Source organism: Streptomyces sp. NPDC057002 (assembly GCF_042673825.1).
GTDB lineage: Bacteria > Actinomycetota > Actinomycetes > Streptomycetales > Streptomycetaceae > Streptomyces.
Map to the genome: position 1 here is coordinate 111790 of NZ_JBHURZ010000004.1, position 15656 is coordinate 127445.

The window sequence follows — 15656 nt, forward strand, 5'->3', positions numbered from 1 at the left end:
AGCGCTGTCAGCGCCAGGATTTTCGTTGCGAGAGCAACAAAACAGGTTGCGCAATCAACAGTCGGCCCGGGTTCCTCGGGTGCCGCCGAACGAATCAAGCCACCTTCAACAGGGTGTTGACCACGGACAGAAACCCGGCAGGGGTCGTCACTTCGGAAAGATCCTCTTCGGGGATCTCCACGTCGTACTCGCGCGAGACCCGGGCCGCGGTCTCCAGGAGGGCCAGCGAGTCGTACCCGAGGTCTGTGAATTCCATGTCAACTGCGTTTACCGCGCTGGTTACAGACTCCTCTTCCCCCGCACACTCACGCAGGATGGCAAAGAGTTTCTCGCTCGTCAGTGCCGCCACGACAGTTCTTCCTCCCCTTGCGGTCGATACCTCTCGCTCCTTCGAGACCGTCAGGATCAACAACGGCCACGAAGTTCACCCTATGCAGATTCAGAAGGAACAGACTCGAGAACCGATCGAGCGGACTTGAACAGAAGGTGACCACGGCGCCCTCACCTCGTATCGCAGTCGATATCGGCGGGGCGATTGTTGTCGGTCGGGAGACTTCCGGCCTACTGTCGCAGAGAATGCCCAGACTAAGGAGGAGCCAGTGAAAGGAATTGTGCTGGCAGGCGGCTATGGCAGCCGTTTACACCCGATCACCCTGGCTGTTTCGAAGCAGTTGCTTCCCGTCAACGACAAGCCGTTGATCTACTACCCTCTGTCGGCACTGATGCTGGCCGACGTCCGGGACATCCTCATCATCGCCCTGCCCGGCGACATCCCTCAGCTGCGCCAACTGCTGGGCGACGGCAGCCACCTGGGGATCTCCCTCACCTACGCTGAACAGCCCGTTCCCAACGGACTCGCGCAGGCCTTCCTCACCGGGGCCGACCACATCGGGGACGACTCGGTCGCCCTCGTCCTCGGTGACAACATCTTCCACGGAAACGGTTTCTACGATCTCCTGGACGTGCACTCCCGGGACATCGACGGCTGTGTCCTCTTCGGATATCCGGTCACCGACCCCGAGCGCTACGGCGTGGGCGAGGTCGACGAATCAGGCCGGCTCGTCTCCCTGGAGGAGAAGCCGGAAAAGCCCCGATCAAATCTCGCCATCACCGGGCTCTATCTCTACGACAACGACGTCGTGGAGATCGCTCGCGGAATACGCCCGTCGGCACGCGGCGAACTGGAAATCACCGATGTCAACCGGATCTATCTGGAACAGGGCCGGGCGAAACTCGTCACGTTCGGCCGCGGATTCGCCTGGCTCGACGCCGGCACTCCGCAGTCGCTGCTCCAGGCCGGCCAGTACGTCCAGACCCTGGAGGACCGGCAGGGCGTACGGATCGCCTGCCTGGAGGAAGTCGCCCTCCGCATGGGCTTCATCGACGCCGACGCCTGCCACCGACTCGGGGCGAAACTGTCCCGGTCGGGGTACGGCGAGTACGTGATGGCGGTGGCAAGCGAACTGAACGTCTGACCGCCCCGGGCCGACAGCCCCGGGGGCGAAGGGCGGGCCGGGGGCGGTGGCCTCCGACCCGCTCGCTCCCCGGGGCATCCGTTCCCCGGCCGGCGCGTTCCCGGGGGCATCCGTTCCCCGGCCGGCGCGTTCCCGGGGGCATCCGTTCCCGGGCCGGCGCGTTCCCCCGACCGCCCGCTCCGGACCGCCGGTCCCCCGACCAACTCGCTCCCCAACCCACCCGTCCCCAAAACCGCCCGTTCCGGACGCCCTCTCTCCGGACCGCCGGTCCCCCGACCAACTCGCGCCCCAACCGATCCGTTCCCCGAACCGCCGGTTCCCCGGCCGACTCGCTCCCCCACCGACCCGTTCGCCGGACTGCCGTCCCCGGCCAGTTCGCTCCCCCACCGACCCGTCCCGAAGACCGCCCGTTTCCCGAACCGCCGGTCCCCCGACCAGCTCGCGCCCCAACCGACCCGTCCCCAAGACCGCCCGTTCCGGACGCCCGATCTCCGGACCGCCGGTCCCCCGACCAGCTCGCGCCCCAGCCGATCCGTTCCCCGAACCGCCGGTCCCCCCGACCAACTCGCGCCCCAACCGACCCACCCCGAAGACCGCCCGGCCCCGGACCGTCCGTTGCCAAGACCGCGCGTTCGCCGGGCCGCCCGTTCCCCGGCCGGCTCGCTCCCCCGACCGCCGGTCCCCCGGACCGCTCGCGGCCCAGTCGGGCCATTCCCCGACCCACCGATCCCCCGGCACCCCATCCCCCGGCTTCTCACCCCTCGTCGAGCAGGGTCAGCTGCTCGGCGTCGAGGGTGATGTCCGCCGATGCCATGTTGGATCGCAGGTGGGAGAGGGAGGCCGTACCCGGGATGGGGAGCAGGGCCGGTGAGCGGTGCAGCAGCCAGGCGAGTGCCACCTGCGTCGTCGTCGCACCCGTCTGCGCGGCCACCCGGGCGAGCGCACTGTCCGGGGCCGGCCGGGCCGTACCGGCGAGCGGCTTCCAGGCGATGAAGGCGATGCCCTCCCGCTCGCAGTGGTCCAGTTCCTTCTCGTAACGCCGGTCGTAGAGGTTGTACTTGTTCTGCACGCTCACGACGCGTGCCACGCCCCGGGCCTGCTCGATCTGCTCCACCGTCACCTCGGAGAGCCCGATGTGGCGGATCTTCCCCTCGTCCTGGAGCTGCTTCAGCGCCCCGACCTGGTCCTCCAGCGGCACCTGGGGATCGACCCGGTGCAGCTGGAAGAGCTCGATGCGCTCAAGGCGTAGTCGGCGCAGGCTCAACTCCGCTTGTTGGCGGAGGTAGTCGGGTCGGCCCAGCACCCGCCACTGGTGAGGGCTGGGCCGGACCTCGCCCGCCTTGGTGGAGACGACCAGGCCCGGCGCATAGGGGTGGAGCGCCGACGCGAGCAGTTCCTCGTTGGCACCGAGCCCGTAGACGTCGGCGGTGTCGATGAACGTCGCGCCGAGCTCCACCGCGCACCGTGCCACCTCGGCGGCCTTGTCCGGCCGGGCGGGCGGGCCCCAGTGATGGGAGCCCGTGAGCCGGAGCGCCCCGAAGCCGAGCCGGCCCACGGTGAGGTCGCCTCCCAGGGTGATGTGTGTACCGACGGCTCGGCCGGGTCGCACGGTGACGGTTTCCTTTCAGCCGGGGATCAGGGAAGCCGGACGGAGAGCGGGTGCTGGAAGACGCCTCGGGGGTCGTACTTCGCCTTGACCTTCTGGAGGCGGCGGTATCCGTCCTTGTAGTAGAGGGTGTGCCAGGGCACGTTGGAGGTGTTCCAGCGCGGATCGGCCAGGTCGGTGTCGGGATAGTTGATGTAGCAGCCGTCGTGCTCGTCGTTCGGCACGGGGACGCCGCCGGTGTCGCGGAACACGTCCCGGTACAGCTCGCGGATCCAGTTCAGGTGCACGTCGTCGAGGGCCGGATCCATCCAGGTGGCGGAGAACCACGCCTTGAGGATCGAGTCCCGCTGGGGCACCGCGGTGGCACCGGGCGCCACGGTGTTGACCTTCCCTCCGTACGAGTAGAGGTCGACGGCGCCCCAGCCCTCGAACGCGGGGTCGGTCAGGTGCTTGTGGACGGTCTTGATGCGCTCGGGCGTCCAGGTCCGCCTGAGGTAGGCGCTCTTCGACTTGTGCCGGTCGTATCCGCCGGTGTCGAAGCGTGCCCCGAGGGTGGCCTGGAGCCAGAGGTCCTCGGTGTGCTCGACGGTCGGCTCCAGCCCGGTCCCCGCGTTGACGGCGGTGACGTACCGCTCGATCAGTTCGGCGGCGTCGGCGCGGCCGCCGTCGAAGCGGATGTCCAGAGAGATGGAGCCGATCGCGTGCGTGTTGAGGTGCAGGGTGCTGTAGAGGCTGCCGTACCGGGCGTCGGCGTGGTTCTGCTCGTACCACCGGCTGAAGTTGGTGACGAGCTTGGTGAACTTGGCCAGGTCGAGATCGGCCCACGACCAGGTCACATAGGTGGAGCGGAGCCGGGTGGGCGGCTTGGGCAGCAGGCCCGAGGGGTCGTCGCCCGAGGCCCCGGGCGTACGGAACAGATAGCGGGTGACGATGCCGAAGTTACCGCCGCCGCCCCCGGTGTGCGCCCACCAGAGATCGTGGTGGGGATCGTCCCGCTCACGGGTGGCGGTGAGGGTGCGGGCCTTGCCGGAGGCGTCCACCACCACGACCTCGACGCCGTAGAGATGGTCGACGACGGTGCCGTCGCGACGGGTCAGCGGCCCGTATCCGCCGCCGGCGACATGCCCGCCGGCACCGACCTGGGGGCAGACCCCGGCGGGCAGGGTCACGCCCCAGTCGTAGAACAGCGTGCGGTAGACCTCGCCCAGGGTGGCGGCGGGCTGCACGGCGAACGCCCGGTGCTCCTTGTCGAAGTAGACCGCGCGCATGGGCGAGGTGTCGATGAGCACACGGACGTCGCGGTGGTCGGCGAAGTTCTCGAAGCAGTGCCCGCCGCTGCGGACCGCGATCCGCTTCCCGGCCGCCACGGCGTCCGTGACGACCTGGTCGATCTGCTTCGGCGTGTGGACCACGTGCACGAGGTCCGGCGACCCGACGAAGCGGGCGTTGAATCCCCTGGCGACCAGTTCGCCGTACCGGGGATCGGCGGCGGCGACCGTGGTGACCGGCGACTCCGGCACGCACACGTTGGCCCTGGCCCGTGCTGCCTCGGCCGGTGCCGCGACGGCCCCCGTGGTGGCGACCGCCGCGGCACCCGCCCCTGTGGTTCTCAGAAATCCGCGGCGACTGAATCCGCCCATGACACACACCCAACCCTTCGATGAGAAACGAGTGGGTGGAACGGCGCGATGACGCGTCCCCCCTCACGGCACGGCCCCCTGCCGTCCGCGCGCGGGACCCGGTTCGACCGGGCCCTCGACCGACGCGCACTCCCCCGAGCATCGCCGTAGCCGCCTCCTCACCGGAGGCGTCGGACTCCCGTCAATCCTGTGCGGGCTCCTGTGGCTCCAGCACGATGACGGGGATCTTCCGGTCGGTCTTCTTCCGGTAGCTCTTGTACTGCGGAAAAATCACGGTCATCGCCTCCCACAGGCGATCCCGTTCCCCCTCTTCCGCCTCCCTGGCGACCGCCTCGAACGTGTCCGCGGCCACCTGCACTCGCACCCGCGGCTCCGCCAGCAGGTTGAGGTACCAGTGAGGATGATGGTCGGATCCGCCGTTGGACCCGACGACGACGTAGTTGCCCTGATCCTCCCCGTAGATCAGTCCGGTCCGCCGCAGCGCCCCGGAGCTGCGGCCCCGTGTGGTCAGCAGCAGCGTCGGCTTTCCGTACCAGATGTGGCCCTTCGAACCCTCGCTGGCCACGTATCGACGCACATGCGTGGCGACCCAGCCGGTCGGGCTGTCGAGGACCTCGTCCTGTTCGTGCATGCACTCACTCCGTCCGTCGGTGGGCACAACGTATCACCGGATACTCCAATTTGAGTATCACCTGGCACTTCCCCTCAAACCACTTGGTTCAAGGGGGAGTTGCGCTGTACGACTGCTTTTGGCAGCCCCGACGGACGCGGTAAGAGCATGCTGGGCCGGACCCGCCTCACGCAACGAAATCCGGACATCGGCCACCTGCCGTCGACCGCGTCTCGAGTGAGTCTCGAGACGCTCTTCCGTGACCTGCGGAAGTGCTCTAGAAGGGGAACCCGCTGCGGCCGTGCTGCACCGAGATCCACTTGGTCGTGGTGAAGGAGTCCAGCATCGTCTCGCCGTTGAGCCGGCCGATGCCCGAGTGCTTCTCGCCACCGAAGGGGACGATGGGCTCGTCGTGGACGGTGCCGTCGTTCACATGGAACATGCCCGTGTCGATCTGCTTGGCGAACGCGACGCCCCGCTCGATGTTCCCGGTGTGGACGGCACCGCTCAGGCCGTACGGCGTGTCGTTGACGAGGCGTACGGCCTCCTCCTCGCCGTCGAACGGGACGAGGAACGCGACCGGGCCGAAGACCTCCTGCCGGAGCAGCGCCGAGTCGGCGGGGACGTCCGTCAGCACCGACGGCTCGACGAGGTTGTCGGTCCGCCCGCCGCGCACCAGGGCCGTGGCGCCCTCGGCGAGGGCCTGCTCGACCACGCCGGAGACGGCGTCCGCCTGCGAGGAGTTGATGACCGGGCCGATGACGGTCTCCGGGTCGCGCGGGTCGCCCGCCTTCAGGGTCTTCACCTTGGCGACGAACTTCTCGGTGAACTCGTCCGCGACCGACCGGTCGACCAGGACACGGTTGGCGGCCATGCAGACCTGGCCCTGATGGACGTACCGGCTGAAGACGGCCGCGTCCACCGCGTAGTCGATGTCGGCGTCGTCGAGGACCACCAGCGCGCTGTTGCCGCCCAGTTCGAGGACCGAGCGCTTGAACAGCCGGGCGCAGACGGTGGCCACGTGCCGGCCGACCGCGTCGGACCCGGTGAAGGAGATGACCTTGGGGACCGGGTGCTCGATGAAGGCGTCGCCTATCTCCGCGATGTCGGTGATGACGACGTTCAGCAGACCGGCGGGCAGCCCCGCGTCCTCGAAGATCTTCGCGACCAGGGAGCCGCCGACGACCGGCGTGTTCTGGTGCGGCTTCAGCACAACGGCGTTGCCGAGCGCGAGCGCCGGGGCGACGGACTTCAGCGACAGCAGGAAGGGGAAGTTGAAGGGGCTGATCACGCCCACGACGCCGACCGGCACGCGGTAGACGCGGTTCTCCTTGCCGTCCACCGGCGAGGGGATGATCCGGCCCTCGGGGCGCAGCGCCAGATGGACCGCCTCGCGCAGGAACTCCTTGGCGAGGTGCAGCTCGAAGGCGGCCTTCAGCCGGGTGCCGCCGAGCTCGGCGATGATGGCCTCGGAGATCTCCGCCTCGCGCTCCTCGATCAGCCGCAGGGCCTTCTCGAAGACGGCGCGGCGGGCGTACGGATTGGTCGCCGCCCACTGCTTCTGGGCACGGGCCGCGGCCTGGTACGCCTGATCGACCTCGTCGGCCGTGGCTATGGTGATCGACGCGAGCTTCTCGTCGTCGTACGGGTTGAAGTCGATGATGTCCCAGGAGCCGGTACCCGGGCGCCATTCACCGTCGATGTACTGCTGTGCAAGGTCGGTGAAGTAGGACGACGACATGTGATCCCTCGATCCCTAAGCAGACCTCTGATCGCGCCTTCACGATCTGATCACACGTCATCGTACTTCTGTTTCAGGAGAGTTGGAGGAGGCCTTCAGGAGAGTTGAAGGAGTCCTCGGAGAAGATCCCGGCTCTCCGAGGGGCCCGGGCTGTCGCTCTGGAGTTCCTTGAGCGCCTTCTCGTACTGGGCGACGTCCTCGGCCTTGTCGAGGTACAGCGCGCTGGTGAGCTGCTCCAGATAGACGACGTCCGAGAGGTCGGACTCCGGGAAGCTGAGGATCGTGAACGCGCCACTTTCGCCGGAGTGGCCGCCGAGGCTGAACGGCATGACCTGGAGCCGTACATTGGGCCGCTCGGAGATCTCGATGAGGTGCTGGAGCTGACCGCGCATCACCTCGCGGTCGCCGTACGGACGGCGCAGGGCGGCCTCGTCCAGGATGATGTGGAAGTCGGGAGCCCGCTCGTCGACGAGGTACTTCTGCCGCTCCAGTCGCAGCGCCACCCGCCGTTCGACGTCGGCCTCGCTCGCGCCCTGCATGCCCCGCCGGACCACCGCGTGGGCGTACGCCTCGGTCTGCAGCAGGCCGTGCACGAACTGCACCTCGTACGCCCGGATCAGCGAGGCGGCGCCCTCCAGTCCGACGTAGGTCGGGAACCAGCTGGGCAGCACGTCCGAGTAGCTGTGCCACCAGCCGGCGACATTGGCCTCCTTGGCCAGGGACAGCAGGGAGGCGCGCTCCTGCTCGTCCGTGATGCCGTACAGCGTGAGCAGGTCCTCGACGTCCCTGGTCTTGAAGCTCACCCGGCCCAGCTCCATCCGGCTGATCTTCGACTCGGAGGCGCGGATCGAGTAGCCCGCCGCCTCGCGCGTGATGCCCCGCGCCTCACGCAGACGCCTGAGTTGTGATCCGAGCAGCATGCGCCGCACCACCGATCCCGGCTCTCCCGCGCTCACGTTCGCCAGCCTCCCCAACGTCTTCAGGGCCCGAAGTCTGCCACTAAAACACTCCGAGCAGTACTCGTCCGGTTACGGAAACGGAATCGCATCGGAGAACGCTCGCGCGCGAATGCAAGAAGGAGGCATGCGAACGGCCGGAGAGAGACGCGAAGATGACGGAAAAATTGACCAACAAGCGGTACGGGACGGCTCATTCCGGTCACGTGCACGTGCATCTGCCCTTGCATCTGCTGAACGCATCCGAAACCATGGTCCCGCACCACCGCCGCATCGCACCGACCGCGAATTCCCGGGAGTGCCTCGCATGGGGACGAATGGATCAACCATGCTCGAGCCGTTACGGCAGGGCCTTCCGCCGCTTGATCCAGCGGCCGTGTCCGACGCCGCCTCCTGCGCTCTGCCCGCCCGCTACGAAGCGGTGCGCGACGCACGGCGCTTCACCCGCGTGACCCTCGACCAGTGGGAAATGGGCGACCGCTTCGACGACGTCTGTCTGGTGGTCTCGGAGCTCGTCACCAACGCCCTGCGGCACGGCCTGCCGGCCAACACCGCGTGTGCCGCGGGCCGGGAGCCTCCGGTGCGGCTGCATCTGATGCGCTGGACCGAGCGACTGGTGTGCGCGGTGCGCGATCCCAGTCACGACAGTCCCGTCGCGCGGGAGACCGACGACTTCTCGGCCGAGTCGGGCCGCGGGCTGTTCCTCGTCGACTCGTTCAGCGACAGCTGGGGCTGGCACCCGCTGGCGGGCGCGCTCAGCGGCAAGGTGGTCTGGGCGCTGTTCCGGCTGCCGCGATCCGGCGCCGAATGAGAAACCGCGGCGCTTCCTGGCGCCGCGGTTCTACGCGCGTCACAGCGCGTTGATTTCCGATTACCCCCAGTTTGTAAGGGGTCTGTCGACTCGTCAGCCACCCACCAGGTGGTCGAACTCGCCGTCCTTCACACCCAGCAGCATCGCCTCGATCTCCGCACGGGTGTAGACCAGCGCGGGCCCGTCGGGGAAGCGCGAGTTGCGTACGGCCACGTCCCCGCCCGGGAGCCGGGCGAACTCCACGCACGAACCCTGCGAGTTGCTGTGCCGGCTCTTCTGCCAGGCCACACCGTTCAGCCCGGCGGCCGCCATCCCGTTGTACACGTCGTGGTCCACAGGTCGCTCCCCGGTGGTGCACTGGCTTATGTGGCCATTGATGCAGTGGTCAACTGACCCGGATCATAGCCCTGTTCATGTGCGGATGCATGAGCAGATGCACGTGCACGCGGGGTGGTCCTGCGGTTACAGCTTTGACGACCGCTTTACCGAGTCCTTCTGTTTGACGGCGCTGCCTTCTCACGCGTTCCCGGAGGCAGACGGGGAAGTCGGCGGGTTCGGCGGAGGTCCGGTGGAGGCGGAGCATCCACTCTGCGGCGGGAACGAGGGGCCCGGCGGGGCCCGCGAACGAGAAGAGGGAGCTGGCGGCGCGCGGGCCAGGGACCGGGCGGGGCGGGCCGGGCTCCATGCGGAAGACGACCGCGACCCGCGAGGCCAGGGAGAAATGGGCCGCTCGCAGGACCGGGACGTCGTCCTGCGGGCCGGTGCCCGGCTCGCACCATCGGCGGACGGGCGGTCGGCCACCCGGCCCTGACGGTCCGCCCGGCGTGCACCTGATGGAGGTCCGGAACGCAGGCATGAGGTCCCCCACGCGTCAAGCGTGGGGAACCTCACCCGGGTCCTCTCAGCGGGAGGCGTACGGCAGCAGCGCCATCTCGCGCGCGTTCTTGATCGCCTTGGCCAGCTGCCGCTGCTGCTGCGACGACACCCGCGTGACCCGGCGGCTGCGGATCTTGCCGCGGTCGGAGATGAACTTCCGCAGCAGGTCGGTGTCCTTGTAGTCGATGTACGTGATCCCTGCCTGGTCCAGCGGATTGGGACGGTTCTTGGCGGGGAGCTTGCGGTCGGACTTGCGGGGCATCGGGGATCAGACCTCCAGGAGGGTGTCGAAGGCGTGCGGCAGCCGCTGCCAGGCGTCCCGCCCGGCGGCGTACTCGGCATCGGTCAGCAGGCAGGACTCCAGCAGTCGCTCCAGGCCGTCCCGGTCGAGGCCGGGCGAGGTGAAGACGAGGTGCTGGCCGCGGTCGCCGTGCTCGGGGTGCCAGTCCAGCGCGGCGGCGGCGCGGCGCACCGGCGGGACCATCTCCCAGGCCGCGTCCGGCAGGGAGGCCAGCCAGGGCCCCGCGCTCTCCACGCACAGGGCCCCGCCCGCCGCGTCCCAGTGGTACAGCGTGTCGGGCTTGTCGGCGAGCCAGAACCGGCCCCGGCTGCGGGCCGCCGCACAGGTCAGGTCCTCCAGGGCGGCGTAGAGCCGCTCGGGGTGGAAGGGGCGGCGCATGCTCCACACCAGGGTGGAGACGCCGTGCGCGTCGGCCTCGGCGGGCAGCAGGGCGCAGGCCGGGTGCTGGGCGGCCGCCGCGGCCTCCACGTCGAAACCGGCCAGGGCCGCCTCGGCCAGCGGTGTCACCGGGCGCCGTCGCGGGGCCGGCACCGTCAGGCCGTCGCCGGCCGGCGGCTCGCCCCGGCCGATCGGGACCTGGCGGGCCGTCGGATGCAGCTGCGCGAGCAGCTCGCGGTCCTCGTCGTCGGCCTCGGGAGACTCGGCGATCGCGAGGACGGGGGCGTACTCCAGCTGGCGCGCGAAGGTGTCGGCGACCGTGCGCTGGTCGGTGGCGGCGGCTGCGAGACCGCCGTCGGCCAGGTCGTCGCCGTTGCCGAGGTACGGCAGGACCAGGGCCGGGTCGACGGCGGTGAGCACGCCGGTGACGGTGAGGCCGCCGGCCGTGACGACCTCGGCCATCGCCTTGGGCTCGACGGAGTCCCACAGCTCGACGACGGCCAGCGGCGTCCGCCCGGCGTCGGCGAGCCGCTCCAGTTCCGGGACCAGGTCCTCGCGCAGGGCGCAGCAGGCACAGTCGTTGACCAGCGGCGCCTCCCCCGCGTCGAGGAGGCCGGTGACGTCCCGGACGGTCCGTACGACCGTGCCGGCCGCGGCCGTGGCGAGGTCGTGGTGGAGGGCGACGCTGCCGGGCACGTCGGCGAGCAGCCGGGCCACGGCGGCCCGGCGGGCGTCGGCGTGCAGCCCGCCGACGATCACGACGGAGAGATCGGAGGGACCAGAGGGGGCAGTCACCGGGTCAGCCCTTCTTTCCGTACCGGCGCTCGAAGCGCTCCACGCGCCCCGCCGTGTCCAGGACGCGGGCGGTGCCGGTGTAGAAGGGGTGGCTGGCGTCGGAGATCTCGACGTCGACGACCGGGTAGGTGTTGCCGTCCTCCCACTCGATCGTCTTCTCGCCCGCTCCGGCCGAGAGGGTCGAGCGGGTGAGGAAGGCGTAGTTCGCGGCGCGGTCGCGGAAGACGACCGGGCCGTACTCCGGGTGGAGTCCCTCGCGCATGGTCAGCGCTCCTCTCGGAAGTCGACGTGGCGGCCGGCGACCGGATCGAACTTGCGCAGGGTCATGCGGTCCGGGTCGTTGCGGCGGTTCTTGCGGGTCACGTAGGTGTAGCCGGTTCCGGCGGTGGACCGGAGCTTGATGACCGGCCGGAGTTCGTTGCGTGCCATGCCGCTACACTACTGAAAATGAATTCCATTTACATCTCCTGAGTCAGAGAGGTACGTCACCACATGTCCGCGCACTGCATGCTGACCGGCGCCCGGCCCGGCTTCGGCAACCGCATCTCGCACTCCCACCGGCGCACGTCCCGCCGGTTCGACCCGAACATCCAGTCCAAGCGCTACTGGCTGCCGGGCGAGGGCCGGTACGTCCGCCTCCGGCTGAGCGCCAGGGCGGTCAAGACCGTCGACACGATCGGAGTCGAGGCGGCCGTCGCCCGGATCCGCGCCCGGGGAGTGAAGGTCTGATGGCGAAGAAGAGCAAGATCGCGAAGAACGACAAGCGGCAGGAGGTCGTCGCGCGCCACGCCGCCCGGCGCGCCGAGCTGAAGGAGATCATCCGGCGGCCGTCGTCGACGGAGACGGAGCGCCTCGCCGCGCAGGCGGAGCTGCGCAGGCAGCCGCGCGACGCGAGCGCCACACGGGTCCGCAACCGCGACCAGGTGGACGGGCGCCCGCGCGGCTACTTCAGGGCGTTCGGGCTGTCCCGGGTGAGTCTGCGGGAGCAGGCGCACGCGGGGTATCTGCCGGGGGTGCGGAAGTCCTCCTGGTGAAGGGCCCCGGGGGACGCGCCCCCGAGGCCTCTTGACCGGCCCTGGTAGCTTGCTGCGATCGTTCCGGCAAGGGCCGGCGGGCCCGGTCCGGGCCCGCCGGCGGCTACAGCTTGGGGGCTTGCAGTGACTTCGGTGATCTTCTCGCGTCGCACGGGAGCGCGTCGGCGGCTGCGGGTCGCGGCGGCGGCCGCGGGGCTGGCCGGTGTGCTCGCCCTGTCCGCGTGCAGCGGTGACGGCGACTCCGGGGACGACTCCGCGTCCGGCCCGGCGCCGTCCCCCTCGGCCTCCGCCTCCGCGTCCGACGGCGCGGACGGCGGCTCGGACGGCTCCGGCTCCGGCTCCGGATCCGACACGCTGGCGGGCAGCTGGCTCGCGACGACCGGCGGCAAGGCCGTGGCCCTGGTGATCACCGGCAAGCAGGCCGCGCTCTTCGCCACCGGCGGGAGCGTGTGCAGCGGCACCGCCGGCGAGGAGTCCGGGATGCGGATGGTCCGCCTGAAGTGCACGGACGGCAGCAAGGACCGGACGACCGGCATGGTCGACTCCGTGAACAAGACCAGCCTGAAGGTCACCTGGGAGGGCGGCCTCGGCGCCGAGACCTACACCAGGACCGAGGGCGGCAAGCTGCCGACCGGGCTGCCCACGGCGGGCCTCGGGTAGGAGTGCGACTCCGGCGGGCGGCCTGCCCGGGTGCGTGACGGTCCGTCCGTCCGAGATGATCCCTCCATCGGAACCGCTCACCGCCATCACGCACCAGAGGTCCCCATGCGCACCCTTCCTCCCCTCGCCCTGGCCGCCGCCCTCGCCGGGACGCTCCTGCTGACCGCCTGCGACGACGACGGGGCCGGCACCGATGACGTCAAGAACGCGGACCGGCCGACCACTTCGGCCTGCGCGATCGGCGACATGGGCGTGCAGGTCGGGGCCGGCGCCGCCCCGGCCGCCGGGGACACCGGCAACGTCACCGTCACCCTCACCAACCAGGGCGCGCGGTGCGCGCTGAAGGGCTTCCCCGCCGTCGACCTCGTGGCCGCGGACAGCACGGCCTCCGTCCCCGCCGACAAGGCGGCCCAGGCGGCGAAGGCCGAGTCGCTCACCCTGGCCAAGGACGGCACCGCCTCCTTCACGATCACCTACGTCCGGGGTGAGGCGAGCGGCCCCCGGAGTCTCCCCGTACGGAAGGTGTCCTTCGGCCTGCCCGGCGCGACCGCCACGCACGACGTGAAGTGGTCGTACGGCCCGGTCGCCCTGAAGGGCGACGCGGGCGAGCCCGACGCCTCGGTGAGCGCCTTCCAGGCGGCCGGCGACTGACGGCGGGTCAGCGCAGCGGCGGCCGGTGCCCGACCTGGGCGCGGTCCGCCGCCTGCGCGCCCTCCGTCCAGCCCGCCGCGTCGCGCACACCGCGCAGGCGGGTCGTGGTCGTCTCCGGGAACATGCGGTCCAGCCGCCCGGTGACCGCGACGTCGCGGGAGGCGAGAACCGGGAGCAGATCGTCGCTCACCTGGGCCTGGGCCACTTCTCCCAACCGGGTGCCGATGCGGTGGGCGTAGGCCGCGAGGAAGGACTGCCGGAACGTCTTGGTGCGCTTGCGGCCCCCGGCGCGCTGGGCGGCCTCCGCCTTCGTCATCGCGGTCGTGGCCTGCACGAGCAACGAGGTGTAGAGGAGTTCGACCGCCTCCAGGTCCGTTTCGAAGCCGACGACGGTGGAGAAGCCGAGGGGTTCGTTCCACACCGCGCGGCAGTGATTGGCGGAGGCGACGGCGTCCAGCAGCACCGCCTTGGCCTGCTCGTACGGCGGTTCCACACCGATCCGGCAGGCGCCGGGGGTGTCGGGCGAGGGGGCCCGTGCCGCGAGCAGCGCCTCGTCGACGCTGTGCCGGGCCATCAGCTCCTGCGCCTTGGCGCTGAGCGCCTCCGCCTCCTCCGGGAAGCCGGTGGCCTCCGCCTTGGCGAGCAGGGCGCGGATACGGGTGAGCATGCGGGACTCGGTCCTGGCTCCAGCGGTCGTCCCACCGGCCGCCTCCCCGGCCCTCTCGTCGAGGGATTCGAGGGCGGGCAGCCGCAGCAGCAGGCGGTACAGCTCCAGCACGGCCGTGGCGTGTGAGAAGCGGTCGGCGCGGGGCGGGGCGTCGGCGGGGAGTTCCGCGAGCTGCGCGCTCCAGCGGCGGCCGCGGGGGCGGTCGCCGGGTGCCTGCGCGCGGATCAGCGCGGCCGCGAGGAGCACGTGGACGTCCTCCAGCTCGCTCCGGACGATCCGTACGACATCGGCCGGCTGCCAGCCGCGCCGCCAGGACGCCGCCACGAACTCCTCCCCGCGCCGGGCGAGTTCGGCATCCGCCGCCGAGTCGGAGGCGAGCAGGGACGCGCCGGTGTCGAGGGCCGTCTCGCCGGTCGCGTACAGGGCCACTTCGAACGCGCGGTCGACGGTAGGGGACGTACTCACGGGCCGATGGTGCCACGCACCGAGGTGTCAACTCACGGTTGACACCTCTCAGGGTGCAACCTACGGTTGACACCATGACGAAGAACCCCGACATCACGTCATCCGTGCGCCTCGACGACCTGATCGCGGCGATCAAGAAGGTTCATCAGGAACCCCTCGAGCAGCTCCAGGACGCGGTGATCGCCGCCGATCACCTCGGTGAGGTGGCCGACCATCTGATCGGCCACTTCGTGGACCAGGCCCGGCGTTCGGGCGCCTCCTGGACGGACATCGGCAGGAGCATGGGGGTCACCCGGCAGGCCGCGCAGAAGCGCTTCGTGCCGAAGGAGTCGGCCGACCTCGACCCGAGCCAGGGCTTCAACCGCTACACGCCCCGCGCCCGCAACACGGTGATGGCCGCCCACAACGAGGCCAGGTCAGCGCGCAACGCCGAGGGCCTGCCCGAGCACCTCGTCCTCGGTCTGCTGGCCGAGCCCGAGGGCCTCGCCGCGAAGGCGTTCACCGAGCAGGGCGTCTCCCTCGACGCGGTGCGCGAGGCGGCGACGGCGGCGCTCCCGCCCGGCGTCGAGGACGCCCCGGAGCTCGTGCCGTACGGCCAGGCCGCCAAGAAGGTCCTGGAGCTCACCTTCCGCGAGGCCCTGCGCCTCGGCCACAACTACATCGGCACCGAGCACATCCTGCTGGCCCTGCTGGAGCACGAGAACGGCGAGGGCGCCCTCAGCGGCCTCGGCATCGCCAAGGAGCCGACCGAGCGGTACGTCGTGACGGTGCTGGAGAAGATCGTGCGGGCGCGGGAGGAGACGCCGGAGGAGTCGTGACAGCGGCGTAGCGGCGGCGGTGTCGGCGGCGACGGCGGACGGCGACGGCAATCGGCAGTCGGCGGCGGACGGCGACGGCAGTCGGCGGTCGGCGGTCGGCGGTCGGCGGTCGGCAACGGCAACGGCAACGGCGGCGGCGGTCGGCGACGGCGACGGCGGTCGGCGGCGGTCG

Annotated in this window: 19 protein-coding genes; 7 read left to right on the forward strand and 12 right to left on the reverse strand. The window is 70.4% G+C overall.

All coding sequences use genetic code 11. The annotated features are described in order from the left end of the window. Nucleotides 1-94: 94 nt before the first annotated feature. The gene (locus ACFT32_RS20410; RefSeq protein ID WP_382491012.1) at nucleotides 95-349 is read right to left on the reverse strand and encodes an acyl carrier protein; all 255 of its coding nucleotides are present in this window, start codon (nucleotides 347-349) and stop codon (nucleotides 95-97) included. 250 nt (nucleotides 350-599) lie between these two features. On the opposite strand from ACFT32_RS20410, the gene rfbA reads away from it, so the two are divergent. After that, on the forward strand, nucleotides 600-1475 hold the full coding sequence (gene rfbA, locus ACFT32_RS20415) for a glucose-1-phosphate thymidylyltransferase RfbA (RefSeq protein WP_382491015.1): 876 nt from the start codon (nucleotides 600-602) through the stop codon (nucleotides 1473-1475). A gap of 754 nt (nucleotides 1476-2229) precedes the next feature. Here rfbA and ACFT32_RS20420 read toward each other — a convergent pair. The 5 genes from ACFT32_RS20420 to ACFT32_RS20440 all read right to left on the reverse strand — a co-directional run bounded on the left by ACFT32_RS20420 (nucleotide 2230) and on the right by ACFT32_RS20440 (nucleotide 7992). Next, nucleotides 2230-3084 carry an aldo/keto reductase gene (locus ACFT32_RS20420; protein ID WP_382491017.1) on the reverse strand — a complete coding sequence of 285 codons (855 nt, stop codon included), beginning with the start codon at nucleotides 3082-3084 and terminating at the stop codon, nucleotides 2230-2232. A gap of 26 nt (nucleotides 3085-3110) precedes the next feature. Further along, nucleotides 3111-4721: an FAD-binding oxidoreductase gene (locus ACFT32_RS20425; RefSeq protein WP_382491019.1), complete on the reverse strand. Its 1611-nt coding sequence runs from the start codon at nucleotides 4719-4721 to the stop codon at nucleotides 3111-3113. A gap of 181 nt (nucleotides 4722-4902) precedes the next feature. Further along, on the reverse strand, nucleotides 4903-5352 hold the full coding sequence (locus tag ACFT32_RS20430; RefSeq protein WP_215119876.1) for a nitroreductase family deazaflavin-dependent oxidoreductase: 450 nt from the start codon (nucleotides 5350-5352) through the stop codon (nucleotides 4903-4905). 256 nt (nucleotides 5353-5608) lie between these two features. Continuing rightward, nucleotides 5609-7072 carry an aldehyde dehydrogenase family protein gene (locus ACFT32_RS20435; RefSeq protein ID WP_382491022.1) on the reverse strand — a complete coding sequence of 488 codons (1464 nt, stop codon included), beginning with the start codon at nucleotides 7070-7072 and terminating at the stop codon, nucleotides 5609-5611. 95 nt (nucleotides 7073-7167) lie between these two features. Continuing rightward, nucleotides 7168-7992 (reverse strand): helix-turn-helix transcriptional regulator, encoded by an 825-nt coding sequence (locus ACFT32_RS20440; protein WP_189725931.1) that lies wholly within the window; start codon nucleotides 7990-7992, stop codon nucleotides 7168-7170. Between the two features lie 343 nt (nucleotides 7993-8335). Here ACFT32_RS20440 and ACFT32_RS20445 point away from each other — a divergent pair, with 343 nt between their 5' ends. After that, nucleotides 8336-8839, forward strand: coding sequence for an ATP-binding protein (locus ACFT32_RS20445; protein WP_382491025.1), 504 nt, complete (start codon nucleotides 8336-8338; stop codon nucleotides 8837-8839). Between the two features lie 93 nt (nucleotides 8840-8932). Here ACFT32_RS20445 and ACFT32_RS20450 read toward each other — a convergent pair whose 3' ends face one another. The 5 genes from ACFT32_RS20450 to rpmG form a co-directional block, all read right to left on the reverse strand. Then, nucleotides 8933-9151, reverse strand: a complete 219-nt coding sequence (locus ACFT32_RS20450) for a DUF397 domain-containing protein (RefSeq protein ID WP_229873094.1) — start codon at nucleotides 9149-9151, stop codon at nucleotides 8933-8935. A gap of 589 nt (nucleotides 9152-9740) precedes the next feature. Next, nucleotides 9741-9977, reverse strand: coding sequence for a 30S ribosomal protein S18 (gene rpsR, locus ACFT32_RS20455; RefSeq protein WP_382491027.1), 237 nt, complete (start codon nucleotides 9975-9977; stop codon nucleotides 9741-9743). A 6-nt stretch (nucleotides 9978-9983) separates the two neighbouring features. After that, nucleotides 9984-11189 (reverse strand): CobW family GTP-binding protein, encoded by a 1206-nt coding sequence (locus tag ACFT32_RS20460; protein ID WP_382491029.1) that lies wholly within the window; start codon nucleotides 11187-11189, stop codon nucleotides 9984-9986. 4 nt (nucleotides 11190-11193) lie between these two features. Next, nucleotides 11194-11451, reverse strand: coding sequence for a type B 50S ribosomal protein L31 (locus ACFT32_RS20465; RefSeq protein ID WP_382491032.1), 258 nt, complete (start codon nucleotides 11449-11451; stop codon nucleotides 11194-11196). 2 nt (nucleotides 11452-11453) lie between these two features. After that, nucleotides 11454-11618: a 50S ribosomal protein L33 gene (gene rpmG / locus ACFT32_RS20470; protein ID WP_184594658.1), complete on the reverse strand. Its 165-nt coding sequence runs from the start codon at nucleotides 11616-11618 to the stop codon at nucleotides 11454-11456. A 63-nt stretch (nucleotides 11619-11681) separates the two neighbouring features. Between rpmG and rpmB the strand changes: the two genes are divergently transcribed. The 4 genes from rpmB (at nucleotide 11682) to ACFT32_RS20490 (ending at nucleotide 13534) form a co-directional block, all read left to right on the forward strand. Beyond that, the gene (gene rpmB, locus ACFT32_RS20475) at nucleotides 11682-11918 is read left to right on the forward strand and encodes a 50S ribosomal protein L28 (RefSeq protein WP_382491035.1); all 237 of its coding nucleotides are present in this window, start codon (nucleotides 11682-11684) and stop codon (nucleotides 11916-11918) included. Beyond that, nucleotides 11918-12223: a 30S ribosomal protein S14 gene (gene rpsN / locus ACFT32_RS20480; protein WP_382491038.1), complete on the forward strand. Its 306-nt coding sequence runs from the start codon at nucleotides 11918-11920 to the stop codon at nucleotides 12221-12223. The genes rpmB and rpsN overlap by 1 nt, the downstream gene beginning before the upstream one ends. 132 nt (nucleotides 12224-12355) lie before the next feature. Then, nucleotides 12356-12883, forward strand: coding sequence for a hypothetical protein (locus ACFT32_RS20485; RefSeq protein ID WP_382491041.1), 528 nt, complete (start codon nucleotides 12356-12358; stop codon nucleotides 12881-12883). A gap of 105 nt (nucleotides 12884-12988) precedes the next feature. Continuing rightward, complete coding sequence (locus ACFT32_RS20490; RefSeq protein ID WP_382491045.1) at nucleotides 12989-13534, forward strand: DUF4232 domain-containing protein; 546 nt, start codon at nucleotides 12989-12991, stop codon at nucleotides 13532-13534. 7 nt (nucleotides 13535-13541) lie between these two features. On the opposite strand, the gene ACFT32_RS20495 is transcribed toward ACFT32_RS20490, so the two are convergent. Then, a complete protein-coding gene (locus ACFT32_RS20495) occupies nucleotides 13542-14666 on the reverse strand; it encodes a DUF2786 domain-containing protein (protein WP_382491046.1) in 1125 nt (374 codons plus the stop codon). Nucleotides 14667-14740: 74 nt separating this feature from the next. Here ACFT32_RS20495 and ACFT32_RS20500 point away from each other — a divergent pair, with 74 nt between their 5' ends. After that, nucleotides 14741-15484, forward strand: a complete 744-nt coding sequence (locus ACFT32_RS20500) for a Clp protease N-terminal domain-containing protein (protein ID WP_382491049.1) — start codon at nucleotides 14741-14743, stop codon at nucleotides 15482-15484. The last annotated feature ends 172 nt before the right edge of the window (nucleotides 15485-15656 follow it).

Bases quoted from the DNA above. Each gene is read 5' to 3' on its own strand.
- rpsR (WP_382491027.1), bottom strand. From the start codon at position 9,977: ATGCCCCGCAAGTCCGACCGCAAGCTCCCCGCCAAGAACCGTCCCAAT.
- ACFT32_RS20465 (WP_382491032.1), bottom strand. From the start codon at position 11,451: ATGCGCGAGGGACTCCACCCGGAGTACGGCCCGGTCGTCTTCCGCGAC.
- ACFT32_RS20425 (WP_382491019.1), bottom strand. From the start codon at position 4,721: ATGGGCGGATTCAGTCGCCGCGGATTTCTGAGAACCACAGGGGCGGGT.
- ACFT32_RS20490 (WP_382491045.1), top strand. From the start codon at position 12,989: ATGCGCACCCTTCCTCCCCTCGCCCTGGCCGCCGCCCTCGCCGGGACG.
- ACFT32_RS20440 (WP_189725931.1), bottom strand. From the start codon at position 7,992: ATGCTGCTCGGATCACAACTCAGGCGTCTGCGTGAGGCGCGGGGCATC.
- ACFT32_RS20450 (WP_229873094.1), bottom strand. From the start codon at position 9,151: ATGGCGGCCGCCGGGCTGAACGGTGTGGCCTGGCAGAAGAGCCGGCAC.
- rpmG (WP_184594658.1), bottom strand. From the start codon at position 11,618: ATGGCACGCAACGAACTCCGGCCGGTCATCAAGCTCCGGTCCACCGCC.
- ACFT32_RS20435 (WP_382491022.1), bottom strand. From the start codon at position 7,072: ATGTCGTCGTCCTACTTCACCGACCTTGCACAGCAGTACATCGACGGT.
- ACFT32_RS20500 (WP_382491049.1), top strand. From the start codon at position 14,741: ATGACGAAGAACCCCGACATCACGTCATCCGTGCGCCTCGACGACCTG.
- rpmB (WP_382491035.1), top strand. From the start codon at position 11,682: ATGTCCGCGCACTGCATGCTGACCGGCGCCCGGCCCGGCTTCGGCAAC.
- ACFT32_RS20430 (WP_215119876.1), bottom strand. From the start codon at position 5,352: ATGCACGAACAGGACGAGGTCCTCGACAGCCCGACCGGCTGGGTCGCC.
- rpsN (WP_382491038.1), top strand. From the start codon at position 11,918: ATGGCGAAGAAGAGCAAGATCGCGAAGAACGACAAGCGGCAGGAGGTC.
- ACFT32_RS20445 (WP_382491025.1), top strand. From the start codon at position 8,336: ATGGGGACGAATGGATCAACCATGCTCGAGCCGTTACGGCAGGGCCTT.